Raw genomic sequence first — 19,680 nt, forward strand, 5'->3', positions numbered from 1 at the left:
CTCCTCAGGAACGGAATAGTCGTGAATATTGGGTTTCGTGGCGCGCGGAGGCGATGGCGGACAGCGGCGTTGCTGCCCCCAGCGCGTCGTCGCTACGTAAAAATGCCTGTTCAAAACCAGCGGCGTAATGGTCGCCCAGTTCGATAATCAGCTGCTGCGCGGCCTGTTGCCCAAACGGCACCAGCTTGACGCCCGCCATCACCGCGCTCTCCATCCAGCTGTAGCCGAGGCTCAGCGCCAGCTCGCGCGCGCTAATGCCCCAGCGCACGCCGAGCCAGGCCATGCCGCAGAGCTGGCTTTGCATAAACAGCGGCAGCCATTCGGGCGGACAGTCAGGTTCCCAGCTCTTAATCAGCCGCGTAAACGCCGCCCCGCGGTTGCGCTCCTCTTCGCGCAGCTCGCGCGTTTCCCGGCAGGCGAGAAGGTATGCCGTCCAGCGTTTGGCATTTGTAAGAGAGCGTTGCTTACAGGCCTGATAAAGACGGATAAACAGCGGCAGATCGACGCAGAAAAAGCTCTGCTCCATCTGCTGGATTTGCCAGCGTTTAAAGGCCTCGGCGTCGGTGACCCAGCCTGCCTCAACGGCCCACTCCAGCCCCTGCGACCAGGTAAACGACCCGACCGGCAGGCTGCTGCTGGAGAGCTGCATCAGGCGCAGCCTCTGGCGGGCGTGCTCCATCAGCTCATCAGCGCCAGCAGGGCAGAGACGATCATCCCGCCGCCGAAGGTTTTACGCAGGCCGTCGTGACGGCGCAGCAGCAGCCCCGCAGCAAAGCTGGCGCACAGCACCGTGGCGCTGGCGAGCATAAAGCCGCTGGTGAAGAGCCAGAAGCTGTGGCCGGACATCTCCACGCCGTGCGCCCAGCCGTGGAACATCGCCAGGGCAGGCACCGCCAGCAGCAGACGTTTTTCGGTTTTAAACATCATCACGCCGGATACCGCCAGCGAGGCGATAATCAGCATCTCCATGCCGCTGAAGCCGCCGAGCAGGCTGCCCGCAATCGCACCCAGAAGCATCATCCCGAGGGTGGCAAACGGCAGCAGGAGTTTGCGGCCGCTCAGCGCCGAGAGCATGCCCGCACCGGTGAGCATCAGCAGGTGATCGAGCCCGGTCAGCGGGTGTAGAAAACCGGCCTGAAAGCTGTCGGTGCCGTGGCCGGGATGCGCGAGCGCGGGAACGGAAAAAGCCAGCAGTAACAGCGGTAAATACTTGCGCATGATGGATCCTTAATGTGAATGAGCGTGAGAATGGCTGTGGCTGTGGGCATCGCTGGCGTAAGCGCCCGCTTCCGGTTCAAACGGCAGGCTGGCGTAGGCCACTTCCAGCCCGAACTGGCGCAGCATGTCGTCGAGAACATGGTCGTGGTGATAGCGCAGCTCGCCGGGCATGATCTGCAGCGGCACGTGGCGGTTGCCCAGGTGGTAGCAGGCGCGGGCGAGCAGGAACGGATCGGCGCAGCGCACCACGGAAACTGACTCCGGGGCGGCGATCACTTCGATGACCTCGCTGCCGTCGTCGGTAGTCAGCAGGTCGCCCCCGCGCAGCAGCAGGCCGCGCGGCAGCATCAGCCCGGCTTCGCGCCCGTCGTTCAGCGATACGCGGGCGCGGCTTTTCACCCGCACGTCAATCGGCAGCGTGACGCTGGCGGTAATCGGATGCGCATGGTCCAGGCGTTGGGTTAAATAGATCATCATCACTCCTCAAAACAGGAAATAGCGTTGCGCCATCGGCAGAACTTCGGCCGGTTCGCTGGTTATCAGTTCGCCGTCGACGCGCACCTCGTAGGTTTGCGAGTCGACGGTGATATTCGGCTGCAGGCCGTTGTGGATCATGTCCGCCTTTTTCACCGTCCGGCAGCCTTTCACCACCGCGGTGGCGCTCTGCAGGTTGAGCTGCTGCGGGATGCCGTTCGCACTGGCGGCCTGCGAGATAAACGTCAGTCGGGTAGCGTGGCGCGCGGCACCCAGCGCGCCAAACATCGGGCGGTAATGCACCGGCTGCGGCGTAGGGATCGAGGCGTTGATATCGCCCATTGGCGCGCAGGCGATCATCCCGCCCTTGACGATGGTGGCGGGTTTGACGCCGAAGAACGCCGGAGACCAGACCACCAGATCCGCCAGCTTGCCCGCCTCAATCGAACCGACTTCGTGGGCGATGCCGTGGGTGAGCGCCGGGTTAATGGTGTATTTGGCGACATAGCGCTTCACGCGGAAGTTGTCGTTATCGCCCGTCTCGTCCGGCAGCGCGCCGCGCTGGACCTTCATGCGGTGCGCCACCTGCCAGGTGCGGATAATCACTTCCCCGACGCGGCCCATGGCCTGCGAATCTGACGAGGTGAGCGAGAACGCGCCGATGTCGTGCAGCACGTCTTCCGCGGCGATGGTTTCACGACGAATGCGGGATTCGGCAAACGCCACGTCCTCGGCGATATCCGGGTCGAGGTGATGGCAAACCATCAGCATGTCGAGATGCTCGTCGATGGTATTGACCGTGTAGGGCAAGGTCGGGTTGGTGGAGGAGGGCAGAATATTCGGGTGCGCGCAGGCGGTGATGATATCCGGCGCGTGGCCGCCGCCAGCGCCTTCGGTGTGGAAGGTGTGGATGGTGCGCCCGGCGATGGCTGCCAGCGTGTCTTCGACAAACCCGGACTCGTTCAGCGTGTCGCTGTGCAGCGCCACCTGAATATCCATCTCGTCAGCTACCTCCAGCGAGCAGTTAATTGCCGCGGGCGTCGCGCCCCAGTCTTCGTGGATCTTCAGCCCGATGGCGCCCGCTGCGATTTGTTCGCGCAGGGCGTCCGGGTTGGAGCCGTTACCTTTGCCGAGCAGGCCGATATTCACCGGCAGCGTATCGGCAGCCTGCAGCATGCGGGCGATATACCACGGCCCCGGCGTGCAGGTGGTGGCGTTGGTGCCCGCCGCCGGTCCGGTGCCGCCGCCGATCATGGTGGTGACGCCGGAGACTAGCGCCTCTTCCGCCTGCTGCGGGCAGATCCAGTGGATGTGGGTGTCGATCCCGCCGGCGGTGACGATCTTCCCCTCGGCGGCAATCACTTCCGTTGCCGCGCCAATCGGGATCGTCACGCCGGGCTGAATGTCCGGGTTCCCGGCTTTGCCGACGGCGAAGATCCGTCCGTTCTTGACGCCGATATCGGCTTTTACGATCCCCCAGTGATCGACGATCAGCGCGTTGGTAAGAACCAGATCCACGCAGCCGTCTGCGGTCATCTGCCCCTGGCCCATACCGTCGCGGATCACCTTTCCGCCGCCGAACTTGACCTCTTCGCCGTAGACCGTGAGATCGTCCTCCACTTCGATCCACAGCTCGCTGTCGGCCAGCCGCACTTTATCTCCGGTGGTGGGACCGAACATATCGGCATACGCCCGGCGTGAAATGTCAGCCATGTTTCACCTCGCCCATTACCTCGCCGCGAAAGCCGAAAATGCGCTGCGCCCCCGTGACCTGAACCAGCGTCACTTCCCGCTTCTGGCCGGGCTCGAAGCGCACGGCGGTGCCCGCCGGGATGTTCAGTCGGAAGCCTTTGGTGGCTTCCCGATCGAACTTCAGCGCCGGGTTGACCTCATAAAAGTGATAGTGCGATCCGACCTGGATCGGCCTGTCGCCGTGATTTTCGACAACCACGCGTTGGGTTTCACGCCCGACGTTGAGGGCAATCGTTCCGGGCTGGATCTGGTATTCACCTGGGATCATCACGCGCTCCTTAGACGATCGGGTTGTGGACGGTGACGAGCTTCGATCCGTCCGGGAAGGTGGCTTCGACCTGAATATCCGGGATCATTTCCGGGACGCCCTCCATGACCTGGTCGCGCCTCAAAACGTGGCGGCCCGCCTCCATCAGCGAGGCGACGGTTTCGCCATCGCGCGCACCTTCCATAATGAAGGCGCTGATCAGCGCGACCGATTCCGGGTAATTGAGCTTTACCCCGCGCGCAAGGCGGCGTTCGGCAACCAGCGCGGCGGTGAACAGCAACAGCTTGTCTTTTTCTCTGGGGGTCAGTTCCATAACGTTTCTCTTATGTCTGCCAGATACGCGGCGAACAGGCGGTTTTGGTGGTGAGAAGCGGGCGAAGCGACTGCCAGATGTCGCGCATCACCCGCTGGCAAATCAGGTTGTTGTCGGAGAGAAAACGCACCGACAGCAGATCGTCAGCGAGCGTTGCACCTGCGTAATTTTCCAGCGGTGCGAGCCGTTCGCGCACCGCGTCGAGATGTTCTTCTTTGGCCGGATAGAACAGCAGCGTGCCGAGCCACGGACGTCCGGCGACGGGCGTGAGATCGCCGTCACTAAGATGCTGACGCTCAATCAGGCGCGGCTCGTCATCTACCCATACCTCCAGGCGGCTCTCCAGCGTGCCGTGGCTGAATGTCTCACCGATCACCGGGCGCCCCAGGCAGTACAGCTCCCACGCCAGCAGCGTGCTGGAGGCCTTCAGGTGAAAAACGGAGCGCAGCGCGGCATTCGCGCCGGGAAAGATAATGGTGTCCTGCGGCAGCCACTCCAGCGTGGAATCTTCATAGAGGTAAAAATGCTGGTTCAGACGGGCCTGCGGGCCGCTGCTGCGATAGAACTTGCTGGCCCCGGGCATGGTGATGAGCGCGTGGCTTTTGGCGTCCAGCCGAACGGAAATGTCCAGCGTATCGCCGCCCACTATCCCGCCGGGCGGGTGCAGCAGGTAAAGGTGGCAGGTTTCGCCTTCGGGGTAAAACGGACGTTGAACGGTGAGCGGCCCGACGTGGTGGGCGGAGTACAGGAGGGTTTTCTCAGGGGTGTGACAAAACTGCAGGGCAAGCGACGCCTGCCAGCCTTTATACGTATTATCAGTGACCTGAGCTGCTAACATGCTGCATCCATTTCCACACCATCGGGATACGTTTCAGTATGCCCTGGCGGAAATGAAGCCTGTCATATGAGTCGCTTATGGATAAAAAACGGGACGGTTTCAGTAATGTAGGCCGGGTAAGCTCAGCGCCACCCGGCAAGAAAGGCTAGCGGTAATCCTCTGCATCCACATCATATCCGGACGGTTCCCAGCGGATCGCCAGCAGCGATGCCAGGCCGATAAACGGCGCCAGCGCAATCACCCAGAACACGGCGGTATCCAGCGAGGCGACCAGCAGCGGGAACAGAAACAGCGACAGCGTCGAGCTGCTGCGCATCAGCGTCTGGTTGAGGCCCACTCCCACGCCGCGCAGCGAGGTCGGGTAGCTCAGAGAGGCGAACGTCATGGTATGCGCGCCCGGGCCGAAGCCCTGACCGAACAGGAATAGCGCCAGCATCGCCACGGCGAGCACCCCTTCAGAGGCGCCTTCCGGTCGGCCAATCAGCGCCAGACCCAGTAGCGCCACAAGCTGGCAGGCATAACCCGCAAGCGACATCCGCCAGGCGCCGAAGCGCGGCACGTAGCGTACCGCCAGCAGTCCGCCGACGAAGGCAAACAGCAGGTTAAGCACCAGAGAAATGAGAATGGTGGTGAGCATCGACTGGACAAAGAAGCTGGAGATGATCACCGGCAGGCCAAACGCCACGGCGTTGTAGGCAAACGACGAGACGACGGACAGCAGCGTGGCGAGCGTCGTGCGGCGCAAGTAGATGCCGCGGAACAGGTTCAGATAGTTTGACCATTTCGCTTTATTCACGACAGGTGCGGGCTGGCCGAGCGCGTCCTGCGGCACGTGGGCATTGATGTTATAAGACTGGCGTAAAATTGACGCCGCCTCTTTCAGGTTGCCCTGATTCGCCGCCCAGACCGGAGATTCGCTCATATAGCGGCTGCGGATGGCGATAATCACCAGCGCGGGCACCGCGCCAAAGCCGAGGATCAGGCGCCACAGCCAGTCGCTGTGGCTCTCCGGCAGCACGGCGTAGAAGAAAAGCACCAGCAGGTAGGAGATACTGATGGCGGCATACCAGGTGGGGCACCACATCGCGACGCTGGAGGCCTTATTTCCGGGACCTTTCAGCCTGGCGAACTCGCTTAAAAACGCCATCGCCACGGGAAGGTCGATCCCGACCCCCAGCCCCATCACAAAGCGGGCGCCTGCTAGAACATATTCGTTCGGGGCCAGCGCACAGGCGATCGCCGCCACCACGAAGAACACCATATCAGCCATAAACACGCGGTAGCGCCCGATTTTATCCGTGAGATAGCCGCCGAGCAGCGCCCCGACGATAGCGCCAAAGGTAATCGCCGAGGCCACCATACCGGTACCGGCGGGCGTCAGGCTAAATTCGCGGGTGATGTCTTTAATGCCAAACGCCAGCGCGCCCAGATCGTAGGCATCAAGGAAAATGCCGCCCAGCGCGATACCGACCACGATACGGGCGTTTGCCCGGCCCTGAGAACCGTCATTAACGAGGCGTGATACGTCCGACGCGCTGCGCACCCACTGGATGTCGCCATCAGGAGGAATACCTGCCGTTGAAAGGGGAGTTGTTTCTGTGATTTCAGCCATTTTCTTCTTATGTGGTTGTGTTGTGTCTCTAACAGTTACCACAGGCAGAAGGTGACCAAAATCACATTTGGCTATAAGGCATAACTAACCCTTCGAAGCGTCTTTTTTCTTCCTCTTGAGCTTCGTCCAGATTTTGGTCTCCTGACGACGCCACAGGCGCTGAATATTGTCGTGATGACGCAGCAGGATAAGACAGGAGAGCATCGACACCGGGAAGGTGAACTGGGGTTTGAACCACCAGACGTAGAACGGGGCGATCAGCGCGCTGACGATAGCGCCCAGCGACGAATAGCCGCTCAGAAGAATGGTCAAAAGCCAGGTTCCGGCCATGACGCCGGTGAGATCCCAGCCGATAGGCGCAATGGCGCCAAAGGCGGTCGCCACACCTTTGCCGCCTTTAAAGCCGAAGAATACGGGCCAAATGTGGCCGACGCAGGCAGCAATAGCAATGAGCCCCAGCCAGAACGGCGTGACGCCCAGCGCATACGCGCCCCAGACGGGCAGCATCCCTTTCAGAACATCAAAAATCAAAACCGCTACGGCTGCTCCCTTGCCGCCAATTCGTAGTACGTTGGTCGCCCCCGGATTCCCGGAACCATTTTCACGCGGGTCAGGTAACCCGACAATGCGGCAGACCAGAATGGCGCTGGAGATTGAGCCGCAAAGATAGGCGAGGAGGATCATTCCAGGCGCGATTGCACTCATAACGCTGTTCCGTTTTGAAAATGTATCTGTATTCTCAACATCTGTGGATAATACGCATAATTCGCCGGAAGTGGTATCCGGTTTAGCCAAAAAGCAGGCAGGTCGTGATGGATATTGTATTTATAGAGCAACTTTCGGTAATCACCACAATTGGTGTTTACGACTGGGAACAGACCATCGAGCAGAAACTGGTGTTCGATATCGAAATGGGATGGGATAACCGCAAATCGGCAAAAAGCGATGACGTGAACGACTGTCTGAGCTATGCCGATATCAGTGAAACGGTCATCGCCCACGTTGAAGGGCAACGTTTTGCGCTGGTCGAACGGGTGGCGGAAGAAGTCGCAGAATTGCTGTTGAAAAAATTCAACTCACCTTGGGTGCGCATCAAGCTGAGCAAGCCGGGAGCGGTGGCGCGCGCCGCCAATGTCGGCGTCATTATTGAGCGTGGCACAAATCTGAAAGGCAAGAATTAACGTCATAATTGCTAAACCATTTTAGGTTATACCGGTCTCAAGACTGTATCTTATCGGTTGTCCGTATGGGACACCGTTTTTTTATATCTTTTTAGGGGTTTATAGATGAGCGATATGCACTCGCTGCTGGTGGCGGCAATACTGGGTGTGGTCGAAGGATTGACGGAGTTTTTGCCGGTCTCCAGTACGGGCCATATGATTATCGTTGGCCATCTGCTGGGCTTTGAAGGCGATACCGCAAAAACGTTTGAAGTGGTGATCCAGCTGGGGTCTATTCTGGCGGTGGTCGTGATGTTCTGGCGTCGCCTGTTTGGCCTGATCGGCATCCATTTTGGTCGTCCGCCTCAGCACGAGGGGGCCGGTAAAGGTCGTCTGTCACTGATCCATATTCTGCTCGGGATGATCCCTGCGGTGGTGCTGGGCCTGGTGTTCCACGACGCCATCAAATCTCTGTTTAACCCGATTAACGTAATGTACGCGCTGGTGGTGGGGGGCTTACTGCTGATCGCCGCGGAAGTGCTGAAGCCAAAAACGCCGCGCGCGGAAGGGCTGGACGATATGACCTATCGTCAGGCGTTTATCATTGGCTGCTTCCAGTGTCTGGCGCTGTGGCCGGGCTTCTCGCGTTCAGGCGCTACCATCTCCGGCGGGATGCTGATGGGCGTAAGCCGTTACGCCGCGTCCGAGTTCTCGTTCCTGCTGGCGGTGCCGATGATGATGGGCGCCACCGCACTCGACCTCTATAAAAGCATCGGTTTTCTCACCTCGGGCGACATTCCAATGTTCGCCGTCGGCTTTATTACCGCATTTATCGTGGCGCTGATTGCCATCAAAACCTTCCTGCAGCTGATTAAGCGCATCTCGTTCATTCCGTTCGCGATCTATCGCTTTATCGTTGCCGCTGCGGTATACGTGGTCTTCTTCTGACCGATGGCCCTCAGTCTTTCGGCTGAGGGCAATGCTTTTCCTTCCAGTCCGACACCGCCTGAATTCGCCGTTTCGTGAGCTCTTCCCGAATTTCCGGCCCTTTGAATCCCGCTTCGACAACGTCCTTCGTGGGCACCGCTTTCGCTACGTCCCAGGCTTTACGCAGTAAACGTCCCTGCGGGTAATCGCACGCTTCAAAACCGGTACGACCGCGCACGTCAGCTTCGCTGGTGAGCGCGATTTGCTCCACGCGCTGGGGTTTGCGCCAGGCGTCGATATTATCGAAAAGCTTAACGATGGTAGCCGGTTTCAGGATGGGGAAGGTGTGGATCAGATCGTGGAACTCGGCCACCAGTTTCGCCAGATCGCGGATCTCGTTCGGCACGCGCAGACGCTGGCACAGCCCCTCGACCAGCTTCACCCCTGCCGGGCCGTGCCCGTGGTGGCGAGGCCAGAATTCTTTTGGCGTTAGGCCTTTGCCGAGATCGTGGCACAGGGTGGAAAAGCGCACGTCCACGTCAGGGCTGAGCATGGCCGCCATGCTCAGGGTCATCAGCGTGTGTACGCCGGTATCAATTTCCGGGTGCCATTTTGCCGGGGCAGGCACGCCAAACAGCGCGTCTATTTCCGGGAAAAGCACCTTCAGCGCGCCGCAGTCGCGCAGAACCTGGAAAAACACCTGCGGGTTGCGCGTGGTGAGGGCATTTTCCGTCTCTTTCCAGACGCGCTCTGGCGTCAGATGTTCAAGCTCACCCGCCTCGGTCATGGCGGTCATCAGCGCCATTGTCTCATCGGCAATACGGAAGCTGAGATGGGCGTAACGCGCGGCAAAGCGCGCTACGCGAAGCACGCGGAGCGGATCTTCAGAAAACGCCGGGGAAACGTGACGTAAAAGGCGGTTGCGCAGATCGTCCTGACCGCCATAGGCGTCAACGATCTGCCCGTCCTCGTCCTGCGCCAGCGCGTTGATGGTGAGATCGCGACGCAGGAGATCTTGCTCCAGCGTGACGTCAGGCGCGGCATAGCAGGTAAAGCCCGTATAGCCCGAGCCCGATTTCCGCTCGGTACGCGCCAGGGCATACTCTTCACGGCTTTTCGGGTGCAGGAACACGGGAAAATCGCGGCCTACCTGCTGGTAGCCCGCGTCGAGCATCTCTTCAGGGGTGGCGCCAACCACCACCCAGTCTTTATCTTTGACCGGCAGACCTAACAACGCATCACGTACCGCACCACCGACCAAATAACTTTTCACGCCCAACTCTCCCGTTTTCTCTTTTCCAGAATGATACGTAAGTCTGGCAGAGAAGACGAATTAGTTCATCCAGCGGTCTTTACGCTTACGGCTTGGGATCAGATGCGGCAGGACCAGACCCAGCACCAGACCCACGCCCAGCACGCCGCCGCCATACATGAACCACTGCATGATGATGGTGCGCTGTTTGTCGTCGAGCTGCAGATTGGCGGCATTCACTTTCTTCTGCGCGACAATCAGCTCATTTTTCAGTTTCTGATTCTCTTCTTTCAGACCGTTAATCACCCCGTCGCTTTGTGCCACTTTCTGCTGCATTTCAGCGGTGCGCTGGTTCCAGGTTCCGTCGATGTTATTCAGTTTGTCGGTCAGGGTCTTCACCTGGTTTTCCAGGTCCGGCACGCGCGTGCGCAGGCTTGGCACGGTGCTTAGCTCTTTCAGCGGGATCCAGGAAGTACGACCGGTACTGTCGCGAACCTGACCGTAATTGGTGTCCGCGTTGGTCTGTAAAAGGATAACTTCCTCGCCGGCATTCACCGTGCCCACGAGGCGATAATTATCTCCAGGGCCACTGCGTACCCAGGTGTTCAGTTCGTCAGAAACGTAACGCTTCTCTTCAGCGTGCACTGCGGTTGCGGCGCTAAAAGCGAGTAAAGTAAGTCCAATCAGGCGTAATTTAAGCATCATTAGTCGTTATTTTCATAAATAGTGGAACGATAGTAGTGGCAACAGTGTCTCTACGCAAAGCATTCGTCAGCAATCAGAATCATCTGTGTCACGACTCTACACATTTACGCCCGACAAATTGCTCATTGCATGGCAATTTGGCGCAAAATACTATGTACTGACAAACAAATGGCGAGGAAGTTCGCCCTCATTGACGCGTCTGTGACGCTCGCAAAAGTACAAGGCTATGGCACAAGAAATCGAATTAAAGTTTATCGTCGAAAAAGACAGCGTTGACGCACTCCGCCAGCATCTGCATACGCTTTCCGGCGAACACCATGCACCGGTACAACTGCTTAATATCTATTACGAAACGCCAGACAGCTGGCTGCGCCGCCACGATATGGGGCTGCGCGTCCGCGGCGCGAGCGGGCGCTACGAGATGACGATGAAAATTGCCGGCCGCGTGGTCGGCGGTTTACATCAGCGCCCGGAATACAATATCGACATCAGCAAGCCGGAACTTGAGCTGGAACGTTTCCCGGCGGAAGTCTGGCCGGAAGGCGAGCTGCCTTCCACGCTGGCGGAACAGGTACAGCCGCTGTTCAGCACCGATTTCTGGCGCGAAAAATGGCTGGTGACGGAAGGCAAAAGCCGCATCGAAATCGCCCTCGATCTGGGGGACGTGAAGGCGGGTGAGTTCCAGGAACCGATTTGCGAACTCGAGCTTGAGCTACTGGAAGGGGACGCAAATGACGTGCTGAAGCTGGCGCGCAGGCTGGTGAACCAGTCCGGACTGCGTCAGGGTAGCCTGAGTAAAGCCGCGCGGGGTTACCATCTGGCCGCCGGAAATGCGCCGCGCGTGCTGAAAGAGACGACCATTTTGCGCGTTGCGCCGAAAGCCAGCGTTGAACAGGGTCTGGAAGCCGCGCTGGAGCTGGCGCTTTCTCAGTGGCAGTACCATGAAGAGCTGTGGGTGCGAAATGTGAAAAACGCGAAATCCCACGTGCTGGCGGCGATTGCGCTGGTGCGCCATACCCTGGCGCTGTTCGGCGGTATTGTTCCTCGCAAAGCGAGCGCTCACTTACGTGACCTGCTGACGCAAACCGAAACGCTGATGCTCTCCGACGTATCGGCGCAAACGGCGATCTACAGCCCGCAAGCCGCTTCGGCAAAACTGGCGCTGACCGAGTTTCTGGTGACGCGCGGCTGGCGCGCCTTCCTGGATGCGAAAGCAGAGGCCAAAATCGCGGAAAACTTTAAGCGTTTCGCGGATATTCATCTTTCCCGTCATGCGGCCGAACTGAAGAGCACCTTTGCATATCCGCTCGGCGACCAGTATGGCGATCAGCTTCCCCGTCTGTCGCGCAACATCGACAGCATGCTGCTGCTTTCCGGCGCTTATGACGGCGTTAAGGCCCAGGCCTGGCTGGAGAACTGGCAGGGGCTGAAGCATGCCATTGAAACCCGCCAGCATATTGAGATTGAGCATTTCCGTAACGAGGCCATTTCGCAGGAGCCGTTCTGGCTGCACAGCGGAAAACGTTAACTCTGGCAAGGAACCCCTATAATGCCGCTTTCTTCACCGTTACAGCAGCAGTGGCAGACCGTTTGCGAACGTCTGCCTGAGTCATTACCGGCGTCATCGTTAAGCGAGCAGGCGAAGAGCGTGCTCGCCTTCAGTGATTTTGTGCAGGAAAGCATCACCGCCAACCCGGACTGGCTGGCGGAGCTTGAGAACGCGCAGCCGCAGGCGGACGAGTGGCGGCATTATGCCGGCTGGCTGCAAGCTGCGCTCGAAGACGTTGCGGATGAAGCGACGCTGATGCGCGTCCTTCGCCAGTTCCGCCGTCGGGTGATGGTGCGCATTGCCTGGGCTCAGGCGCTGGAGCTGGTGAGCGAAGAGAGCACGCTGCAGCAGCTAAGCGAGCTGGCGCAAACGCTGATTGTCGCCGCGCGCGACTGGCTCTACGCCGCCTGCTGTAAAGAGTGGGGCACGCCGTGCAGCGAGGAAGGGGGTCCTCAGCCGCTGCTGATTCTGGGGATGGGCAAGCTGGGCGGCTGCGAGCTGAACTTCTCCTCCGATATCGACCTGATTTTTGCGTGGCCCGAGAACGGCTCCACGCGCGGCGGCCGTCGCGAGCTGGACAACGCCCAGTTCTTTACCCGTCTCGGCCAGCGTCTGATTAAGGCGCTGGATCAGCCGACGCAGGACGGTTTTGTTTACCGCGTGGACATGCGCCTGCGCCCGTTTGGCGACAGCGGACCGCTGGTGCTGAGCTTTGCCGCGCTGGAAGATTACTACCAGGAGCAGGGGCGCGACTGGGAGCGCTATGCGATGGTTAAAGCGCGGATCATGGGCGACAGCGACGACGCTTACGCCAACGAGCTGCGCGCCATGCTGCGCCCGTTCGTGTTCCGCCGCTACATCGACTTCAGCGTGATCCAGTCCCTGCGAAATATGAAAGGGATGATCGCCCGTGAGGTGCGCCGTCGTGGTCTGAAGGACAACATCAAGCTCGGCGCGGGCGGTATTCGCGAAATCGAATTTATCGTTCAGGTCTTCCAGCTTATTCGCGGTGGCCGTGAGCCTTCGCTGCAGTCCCGCTCGCTGCTGCCGACGCTGAGCGCCATCGAGCAGCTGCACCTGCTGCCGGACGGCGACGCGCAAACCCTGCGCGAGGCCTATCTTTTCCTGCGTCGTCTGGAAAACCTGCTGCAAAGTATCAATGACGAACAGACCCAGACCCTGCCGGGCGATGACCTTAACCGGGCGCGCCTGGCCTGGGGCATGCGCGTGGACGACTGGTCAGCGTTGACCGAACGGCTGGATGCCCATATGGCAGGCGTGCGCCGCATCTTTAACGAGCTGATCGGTGACGACGAAAGTGAATCGCAGGACGATGCCCTTTCCGAGCACTGGCGCGAGCTGTGGCAGGACGCGCTCCAGGAAGATGACACCACGCCGGTGCTGACGCACTTAACCGACGACGCGCGCCATCGCGTGGTGGCGCTGATCGCTGATTTCCGTCTTGAGCTGAACAAACGCGCCATCGGCCCGCGCGGCCGTCAGGTGCTGGATCACCTGATGCCGCACCTGCTGAGCGAGGTCTGCTCGCGGGCGGACGCGCCGGTGCCGCTGTCGCGCATGATGCCGCTGCTGAGCGGGATTATCACGCGTACCACCTATCTGGAGCTCCTGAGCGAGTTTCCGGGGGCGCTGAAGCACCTGATTACGCTCTGCGCCGCGTCGCCGATGGTGGCCAACAAGCTGGCGCGTTACCCGCTGCTGCTGGATGAGCTGCTCGATCCGAACACGCTGTATCAGCCCACGGCGACGGATGCTTACCGGGACGAGCTGCGTCAGTATCTGCTGCGCGTGCCGGAAGAGGACGAAGAGCAGCAGCTGGAGGCGCTGCGCCAGTTTAAGCAGGCTCAGATGCTGCGCGTGGCGGCGGCGGACATCGCTGGAACGTTGCCGGTGATGAAAGTGAGCGATCACTTAACCTGGCTCGCGGAGGCGATCATCGACGCGGTGGTCCATCAGGCGTGGGTGCAGATGGTGGCGCGCTACGGCCAGCCGAAACACCTGGCCGAACGTGAAGGACGCGGATTCGCGGTCGTGGGGTACGGCAAGCTTGGCGGCTGGGAGCTGGGCTATAGCTCCGATCTGGATTTAATCTTCCTGCACGACTGCCCGGTTGACGTAATGACCGACGGCGAGCGTGAGATTGACGGGCGCCAGTTCTATCTGCGCCTGGCGCAGCGCATCATGCACCTGTTCAGCACCCGCACCTCGTCGGGCATTTTGTATGAAGTGGATGCCCGTCTGCGTCCGTCCGGCGCGGCGGGCATGCTGGTGACCTCGACGGAGTCCTTCGCCGATTACCAGAAGAATGAAGCCTGGACGTGGGAGCATCAGGCGCTGGTGCGCGCTCGCGTGGTGTATGGCGATCCGCAGCTCAAAACGCAGTTTGACGTCATCCGTAAGGAGGTTATGACCACCGTGCGTGATGGCAGCACGCTGCAAACGGAAGTGCGCGAAATGCGCGAGAAAATGCGCGCGCATCTCGGCAATAAACACCGCGATCGCTTTGATATTAAAGCCGACGAGGGCGGGATTACCGATATTGAGTTCATTACCCAGTATCTGGTGCTGCTGCACGCCCACGACAAGCCGAAGCTGACGCGCTGGTCCGATAACGTGCGCATTCTGGAGCTGCTGGCGCAAAACGACATCATGGACGAGCAGGAGGCGCAGGCCTTAACCCGCGCCTACACGACGCTTCGCGATGAGCTTCATCACCTGGCGCTGCAGGAGCAGCCGGGGCACGTGGCGCTGGACTGTTTTGCTCATGAACGTGCTCAGGTAACGGCCAGCTGGCAGAAGTGGCTGGTGGAACCGTGCGTAACAAATCAAGTGTGATATTATCGCGCGCAAATTGTGAATCTTTCTGGAGTCAGGAATGAAAGTAACACTGCCAGAGTTTGAACGTGCTGGGGTAATGGTTGTTGGGGATGTGATGCTGGATCGCTACTGGTATGGGCCTACCAGCCGCATCTCTCCGGAAGCACCGGTACCGGTGGTTAAGGTCGACACCATTGAAGAGCGTCCCGGCGGCGCGGCAAACGTGGCGATGAACATTGCCTCTCTGGGCGCGCAGTCGCGTCTGGTGGGCCTGACCGGCATCGACGATGCGGCGCGCGCGCTGAGCAAGTCGCTGGCGGACGTGAACGTGAAGTGCGACTTCGTCTCTGTTCCGACCCACCCGACCATCACCAAGCTGCGCGTGCTGTCGCGCAACCAGCAGCTGATCCGCCTCGACTTTGAAGAAGGGTTCGAAGGCGTTGATCCCGAGCCGCTGCACGAGCGTATCAACCAGGCGCTGGGCAATATCGGCGCGCTGGTGCTGTCCGACTATGCCAAAGGCGCGCTGGCGAGCGTGCAGACGATGATTCAACTGGCGCGTAAAGCCAACGTGCCGGTGCTGATCGACCCGAAAGGGACCGATTTTGAGCGCTATCGCGGCGCAACCCTGCTAACGCCAAACCTCTCCGAGTTTGAAGCGGTGGCGGGCAAATGCAAAACCGAGGAAGAACTGGTTGAGCGCGGCATGAAGATCATTGCCGATTTCGAGCTGTCCGCGCTGCTGGTCACCCGCTCCGAGCAGGGGATGACGCTGCTGCAGCCGGGCAAAGCACCGCTGCATATGCCAACCCAGGCGCAGGAAGTGTACGACGTGACCGGTGCCGGTGATACGGTGATCGGCGTGCTGGCGGCGACGCTGGCAGCAGGAAACTCGCTGGAAGAGGCCTGCTACTTCGCTAACGCCGCGGCTGGCGTGGTTGTCGGTAAGCTCGGGACCTCAACCGTTTCGCCAATCGAGCTGGAAAACGCGGTGCGCGGTCGTGCGGATACCGGTTTTGGCGTCATGACCGAAGACGAGCTGAAGGTAGCCGTCGCCGCCGCGCGCAAGCGTGGTGAAAAAGTGGTGATGACCAACGGCGTGTTCGACATTCTGCACGCGGGCCACGTTTCGTATCTGGCGAACGCGCGCAAGCTGGGCGATCGCCTGATTGTGGCGGTTAACAGCGATGCATCGACGAAACGCCTGAAGGGGGAAACGCGTCCGGTGAACCCTCTCGAGCAGCGCATGATTGTGCTCGGCGCGCTGGAAGCCGTGGACTGGGTTGTGTCGTTTGAAGAAGATACCCCGCAGCGCCTGATTGCCGGTATTCTGCCGGACCTGCTGGTAAAAGGTGGGGATTACAAGCCGGAGCAAATCGCGGGTAGCGAAGAGGTCTGGGCGAACGGCGGCGAGGTGATGGTGCTCAACTTTGAGGACGGGTGCTCAACCACCAACATCATCAAGAAGATCCAGAAGGACAGTCAGTAAAAAAACGGGCCAGTTGGCCCGTTTTTCATGTCGGGTGGCGCTTCGCTTACCCGACCTACGCGTTCATGTAGGCCCGGTAAGCGAAGCGCCACCGGGCGATACAACCCGCACTTATTCCTGGTCGTCCACCGGTGGAATAGCCGGTGCCGGCTTCACTTCTTCCGGCGCATTGCGGTTTTCCAGCTCGCTCAGTCGCTGTTCCAGCAGCGCCAGCTTCTCACGTGTGCGCAGCAGAACCTGGGTCTGCACGTCGAACTCTTCGCGGCTGACTAAATCAAGGCGAACCAACTGCGCCTGCAGCGTCTGGCGGATTTTCTTTTCTACGTCATCACCAAATTCACGAATGCCTTTTGGCATAGATTCATGAACCTGACGCGCGATCTGCTCAATTTTTTTCGGGTCAATCATTGGCGTTTCCCTTGATGGAAAAGTGTTAGTGTCCATTGTAGCGCGTCATGCCCGGGGTAAACAAAATTGTTTGATGCTTATGCATTGCCCAGGATAATCAATAGCGTTATAGTTATCTCGCTTATTCTCAGGGCGGGGCGAAATTCCCCACCGGCGGTAAATCAGCGTGACGCTGAAAGCCCGCGAGCGCTTTGGGTGAATACTCAAAGGTCAGCAGATCCGGTGTAATTCCGGGGCCGACGGTTAGAGTCCGGATGGGAGAGAGTAACGATCAAGTCGGGCATGGGCCCGCTCACGTTATCTTTTTGCCGCTTATACGGCGCTCCTAAGACTGCCCTGATTCTGGTAACCATAATGTTAATGAGGTTTTTTTACCATGAATCAGACGCTACTTTCCTCTTTTGGCACTTCAACTCAACGTGTTGAACATGCACTGGATGCACTGCGCGAAGGCCGCGGTGTGATGGTGCTTGACGATGAAAACCGTGAAAACGAAGGCGACATGATTTTCGCCGCCGAAAACATGACGGTTGAACAGATGGCGCTGACCATCCGTCACGGCAGCGGCATCGTATGCCTGTGTATTAATGAAGATCGTCGTAAGCAGCTCGATCTGCCGATGATGGTCGAAAACAACACCAGCGCCTTTGGTACCGGTTTTACCGTGACCATTGAAGCGGCGCATGGCGTGACCACCGGTGTGTCTGCGGCTGACCGTCTGACCACCGTACGTGCAGCGATTGCTGATGGTGCGAAACCATCCGATCTGCACCGTCCTGGCCACGTCTTCCCACTGCGTGCGCAGGCGGGCGGCGTGTTGACCCGCGGTGGTCACACCGAAGCGACGATCGACCTGGTGACGCTGGCTGGCTTCAAACCTGCTGGCGTGCTGTGCGAACTGACCAACGATGATGGCACCATGGCGCGCGCGCCGGAGTGCATCACCTTTGCCCGCCTGCACAACATGCCGGTGGTCACGATTGAAGATCTGGTTGAGTATCGCCAGGCGCACGAGCGCAAAGCCAGCTGAAAATAAAAACGCCGGGAAGTCCCGGCGTTTTTTTACCCGATTCCTGCAGTCTGCAGCAGAACCAGACTTAATCCCATCACCGACATTCCGCACAGCACGCCATAGCTGGGGTTGTTGTTAGGATCGATCTCCTTCGCCAGCGGCATCAGTTCATCCACCGAAAGCGCAACCATGATCCCGGCTACCGCGGCCATAATCGCCGCCATCACTACCGGAGAGACCAGGCTACCAAGGATCAGCCAGGCCAGTACGCCGCCAAGGATTTCGGCCATCCCGGAAATGCCCGCCCAGAACACCGCGGTGCGTTTCGATCCCGTTGCGGCATACACGGGTCCGGCGACGGCCAGTCCTTCAGGAATATTGTGTAAGGCGACCGCCAGCGCGATGCCAAAGCCCATCTCAAGATTGCTGCTGGCCGTCACGTAGGTAGCGACCCCTTCCGGGAAGTTGTGCAGGCTGATGCCAAGCGTTAACAGCACGGCGGTACGCTTGATATTGCGCGGCATGGGCGTCACGTTTTTCTGCATTAAATCCTGCGGATGCGCGTGTGGTAGCATCCGATCGAGGGCAAAGTATCCCAGCAGGCCAAAGACAAACATGCCGTAGCCCAGCAGCGGAGACATGCCTTCGGTGCCCAACGCGGCAGGCAGCATCTCCATCAGGGAGATGAGCAGCATGATCCCGGCAGCAAAACCCAGTGAAAAGGCCAGCACGCGGTTAGAGGGCTTTTGGCCGAGCACGCCGAGGAGCGCACCGATGAAGGTCGCGGCGCCCGCCAGTATGGTCAGGATCAGGGGGACTGACATGCATTGCTCCTTATGATAATCATTCTCATTAATATAAATGATTCATTTCTGGCAAAGCGAGGGTGAAAACCCGGCTTTACACATTCCTTACATTCAAATTTCCTGATGATGATCTTCACGCTTATCTGCGTTCATCTTTGCCGGATTGCGCGTAATGTAGCACCATTAAATTGACACCTTCTGTAAGGATATCACCATGACTTCTTCCCGTATGCCAGCCCTGTTTTTAGGCCACGGTAGCCCTATGAACGTTCTGGAGGAGAACGTCTATACCCGCGCCTGGCGTCACCTGGGCGGGACGCTGCCGCGGCCGAAAGCGATCGTGGTGGTGTCTGCGCACTGGTTTACCCGTGGGACAGGCGTGACCGCCATGGAAGCGCCAAAAACCATTCATGATTTTGGCGGCTTCCCGCAGGCGCTGTACGACACGCATTATCCGGCCCCCGGCTCGCCTGAGCTGGCGCAAAAGCTGGTAGAGTTGCTGGCACCTGTCCCTGTGACGCTGGATAAAGAAGCCTGGGGCTTTGACCATGGCTCCTGGGGCGTGCTGATTAAAATGTATCCTGACGCGGATATCCCGATGGTGCAGTTGAGCATCGACAGCACTAAACCTGCGGCCTGGCATCTTGAGATGGGGTGTAAGCTGGCAACCCTGCGTGATGAAGGCATCATGCTGGTGGCGAGCGGCAACGTGGTGCATAACCTGCGTACCGCACGCTGGCACGGTGAGAACACGCCGTACCCGTGGGCAACCTCTTTTAACGACTACGTCAAAGCGAACCTGACCTGGCAAGGCCCGGCTGAGGAGCATCCGCTGGTGAACTATCTGGATCACGAAGGCGGTTCGCTCTCTAACCCGACGCCGGAACACTTCCTGCCGCTGCTGTACGTTCTTGGCGCGTGGGATGGTCAGGAGCCGGTGACGATCCCGGTCGACGGTATCGAGATGGGGAGTCTGAGTATGCTGTCGGTGCAGGTGGGATAATAAAAGCAAAACGGCAACCTCAGGTTGCCGTTTTTAGTGTTTGCACCCTCTCCCTG

Annotated in this window: 20 protein-coding genes and 1 riboswitch; of the genes, 7 read left to right on the plus strand and 13 right to left on the minus strand. The window is 59.3% G+C overall.

What is annotated here, in order from left to right:
- Window positions 1-4: 4 nt before the first annotated feature.
- From UTM25_RS19170 to plsY, 9 genes are all read right to left on the minus strand, one after another.
- On the minus strand, window positions 5-679 hold the full coding sequence (locus UTM25_RS19170; RefSeq protein WP_194401724.1) for an urease accessory protein UreF: 675 nt from the start codon (window positions 677-679) through the stop codon (window positions 5-7).
- Complete coding sequence (locus UTM25_RS19175) at window positions 679-1,218, minus strand: HupE/UreJ family protein (protein ID WP_194401725.1); 540 nt, start codon at window positions 1,216-1,218, stop codon at window positions 679-681. Before UTM25_RS19175 ends, UTM25_RS19170 begins: the two co-directional genes overlap by 1 nt.
- A gap of 9 nt (window positions 1,219-1,227) precedes the next feature.
- The gene (gene ureE / locus UTM25_RS19180) at window positions 1,228-1,692 is read right to left on the minus strand and encodes an urease accessory protein UreE (protein WP_194401784.1); all 465 of its coding nucleotides are present in this window, start codon (window positions 1,690-1,692) and stop codon (window positions 1,228-1,230) included.
- 9 nt (window positions 1,693-1,701) lie between these two features.
- Window positions 1,702-3,405, minus strand: a complete 1,704-nt coding sequence (ureC, locus tag UTM25_RS19185) for an urease subunit alpha (RefSeq protein ID WP_194401726.1) — start codon at window positions 3,403-3,405, stop codon at window positions 1,702-1,704.
- Window positions 3,398-3,712, minus strand: a complete 315-nt coding sequence (locus UTM25_RS19190) for an urease subunit beta (RefSeq protein WP_045404057.1) — start codon at window positions 3,710-3,712, stop codon at window positions 3,398-3,400. The genes ureC and UTM25_RS19190 overlap by 8 nt, the downstream gene beginning before the upstream one ends.
- A 10-nt stretch (window positions 3,713-3,722) precedes the next feature.
- Entirely contained in the window at window positions 3,723-4,025 is a 303-nt protein-coding gene (locus tag UTM25_RS19195) for an urease subunit gamma (protein ID WP_006811999.1), read from the minus strand.
- A 10-nt stretch (window positions 4,026-4,035) separates the two neighbouring features.
- Window positions 4,036-4,863 (minus strand): urease accessory protein UreD, encoded by an 828-nt coding sequence (locus tag UTM25_RS19200; RefSeq protein ID WP_194401727.1) that lies wholly within the window; start codon window positions 4,861-4,863, stop codon window positions 4,036-4,038.
- A gap of 145 nt (window positions 4,864-5,008) precedes the next feature.
- Complete coding sequence (locus UTM25_RS19205; protein ID WP_194401728.1) at window positions 5,009-6,475, minus strand: MFS transporter; 1,467 nt, start codon at window positions 6,473-6,475, stop codon at window positions 5,009-5,011.
- An 84-nt stretch (window positions 6,476-6,559) separates the two neighbouring features.
- Window positions 6,560-7,180: a glycerol-3-phosphate 1-O-acyltransferase PlsY gene (gene plsY, locus UTM25_RS19210; RefSeq protein WP_194401729.1), complete on the minus strand. Its 621-nt coding sequence runs from the start codon at window positions 7,178-7,180 to the stop codon at window positions 6,560-6,562.
- Between the two features lie 107 nt (window positions 7,181-7,287).
- Here plsY and folB point away from each other — a divergent pair, with 107 nt between their 5' ends.
- Together folB and bacA are read left to right on the plus strand one after the other, a co-directional pair.
- Window positions 7,288-7,656, plus strand: a complete 369-nt coding sequence (folB, locus tag UTM25_RS19215; RefSeq protein ID WP_023333447.1) for a bifunctional dihydroneopterin aldolase/7,8-dihydroneopterin epimerase — start codon at window positions 7,288-7,290, stop codon at window positions 7,654-7,656.
- A 105-nt stretch (window positions 7,657-7,761) separates the two neighbouring features.
- Window positions 7,762-8,583 carry an undecaprenyl-diphosphate phosphatase gene (gene bacA / locus UTM25_RS19220; protein WP_194401730.1) on the plus strand — a complete coding sequence of 274 codons (822 nt, stop codon included), beginning with the start codon at window positions 7,762-7,764 and terminating at the stop codon, window positions 8,581-8,583.
- A 10-nt stretch (window positions 8,584-8,593) separates the two neighbouring features.
- On the opposite strand, the gene UTM25_RS19225 is transcribed toward bacA, so the two are convergent.
- Complete coding sequence (locus UTM25_RS19225; RefSeq protein WP_023309213.1) at window positions 8,594-9,835, minus strand: multifunctional CCA addition/repair protein; 1,242 nt, start codon at window positions 9,833-9,835, stop codon at window positions 8,594-8,596.
- Window positions 9,836-9,895: 60 nt separating this feature from the next.
- A complete protein-coding gene (locus tag UTM25_RS19230) occupies window positions 9,896-10,516 on the minus strand; it encodes a TIGR04211 family SH3 domain-containing protein (RefSeq protein WP_194401785.1) in 621 nt (206 codons plus the stop codon).
- A gap of 229 nt (window positions 10,517-10,745) precedes the next feature.
- Here UTM25_RS19230 and UTM25_RS19235 point away from each other — a divergent pair, with 229 nt between their 5' ends.
- Genes UTM25_RS19235 through hldE form a run of 3 tightly spaced genes read left to right on the plus strand, consistent with a single transcriptional unit; the run spans window position 10,746 to window position 16,395 of the window.
- Window positions 10,746-12,047 carry an inorganic triphosphatase gene (locus tag UTM25_RS19235; protein WP_194401731.1) on the plus strand — a complete coding sequence of 434 codons (1,302 nt, stop codon included), beginning with the start codon at window positions 10,746-10,748 and terminating at the stop codon, window positions 12,045-12,047.
- A gap of 21 nt (window positions 12,048-12,068) precedes the next feature.
- Window positions 12,069-14,924 (plus strand): bifunctional [glutamate--ammonia ligase]-adenylyl-L-tyrosine phosphorylase/[glutamate--ammonia-ligase] adenylyltransferase, encoded by a 2,856-nt coding sequence (glnE, locus tag UTM25_RS19240; protein ID WP_194401732.1) that lies wholly within the window; start codon window positions 12,069-12,071, stop codon window positions 14,922-14,924.
- A gap of 40 nt (window positions 14,925-14,964) precedes the next feature.
- Window positions 14,965-16,395, plus strand: coding sequence for a bifunctional D-glycero-beta-D-manno-heptose-7-phosphate kinase/D-glycero-beta-D-manno-heptose 1-phosphate adenylyltransferase HldE (hldE, locus tag UTM25_RS19245; RefSeq protein ID WP_032642099.1), 1,431 nt, complete (start codon window positions 14,965-14,967; stop codon window positions 16,393-16,395).
- A 111-nt stretch (window positions 16,396-16,506) separates the two neighbouring features.
- Here the strand turns inward: hldE and ubiK are convergent, their stop codons facing one another.
- Window positions 16,507-16,803: a ubiquinone biosynthesis accessory factor UbiK gene (gene ubiK / locus UTM25_RS19250; RefSeq protein ID WP_028014454.1), complete on the minus strand. Its 297-nt coding sequence runs from the start codon at window positions 16,801-16,803 to the stop codon at window positions 16,507-16,509.
- Between the two features lie 119 nt (window positions 16,804-16,922).
- A riboswitch (FMN riboswitch) is annotated at window positions 16,923-17,073 on the plus strand.
- A 106-nt stretch (window positions 17,074-17,179) separates the two neighbouring features.
- Between ubiK and ribB the strand changes: the two genes are divergently transcribed.
- Window positions 17,180-17,833 (plus strand): 3,4-dihydroxy-2-butanone-4-phosphate synthase, encoded by a 654-nt coding sequence (ribB, locus tag UTM25_RS19255; RefSeq protein WP_023309208.1) that lies wholly within the window; start codon window positions 17,180-17,182, stop codon window positions 17,831-17,833.
- Between the two features lie 32 nt (window positions 17,834-17,865).
- On the opposite strand, the gene zupT is transcribed toward ribB, so the two are convergent.
- Complete coding sequence (zupT, locus tag UTM25_RS19260; protein ID WP_033146665.1) at window positions 17,866-18,639, minus strand: zinc transporter ZupT; 774 nt, start codon at window positions 18,637-18,639, stop codon at window positions 17,866-17,868.
- A gap of 196 nt (window positions 18,640-18,835) precedes the next feature.
- On the opposite strand from zupT, the gene ygiD reads away from it, so the two are divergent.
- Window positions 18,836-19,624, plus strand: coding sequence for a 4,5-DOPA dioxygenase extradiol (ygiD, locus tag UTM25_RS19265; protein ID WP_194401733.1), 789 nt, complete (start codon window positions 18,836-18,838; stop codon window positions 19,622-19,624).
- Window positions 19,625-19,680 lie beyond the last annotated feature (56 nt).

Origin of the sequence: Enterobacter sp. 61D5, from assembly GCF_034107965.1 — a bacterium.
In the GTDB taxonomy this organism is placed as follows: Bacteria; Pseudomonadota; Gammaproteobacteria; order Enterobacterales; family Enterobacteriaceae; genus Enterobacter; species Enterobacter cloacae_M.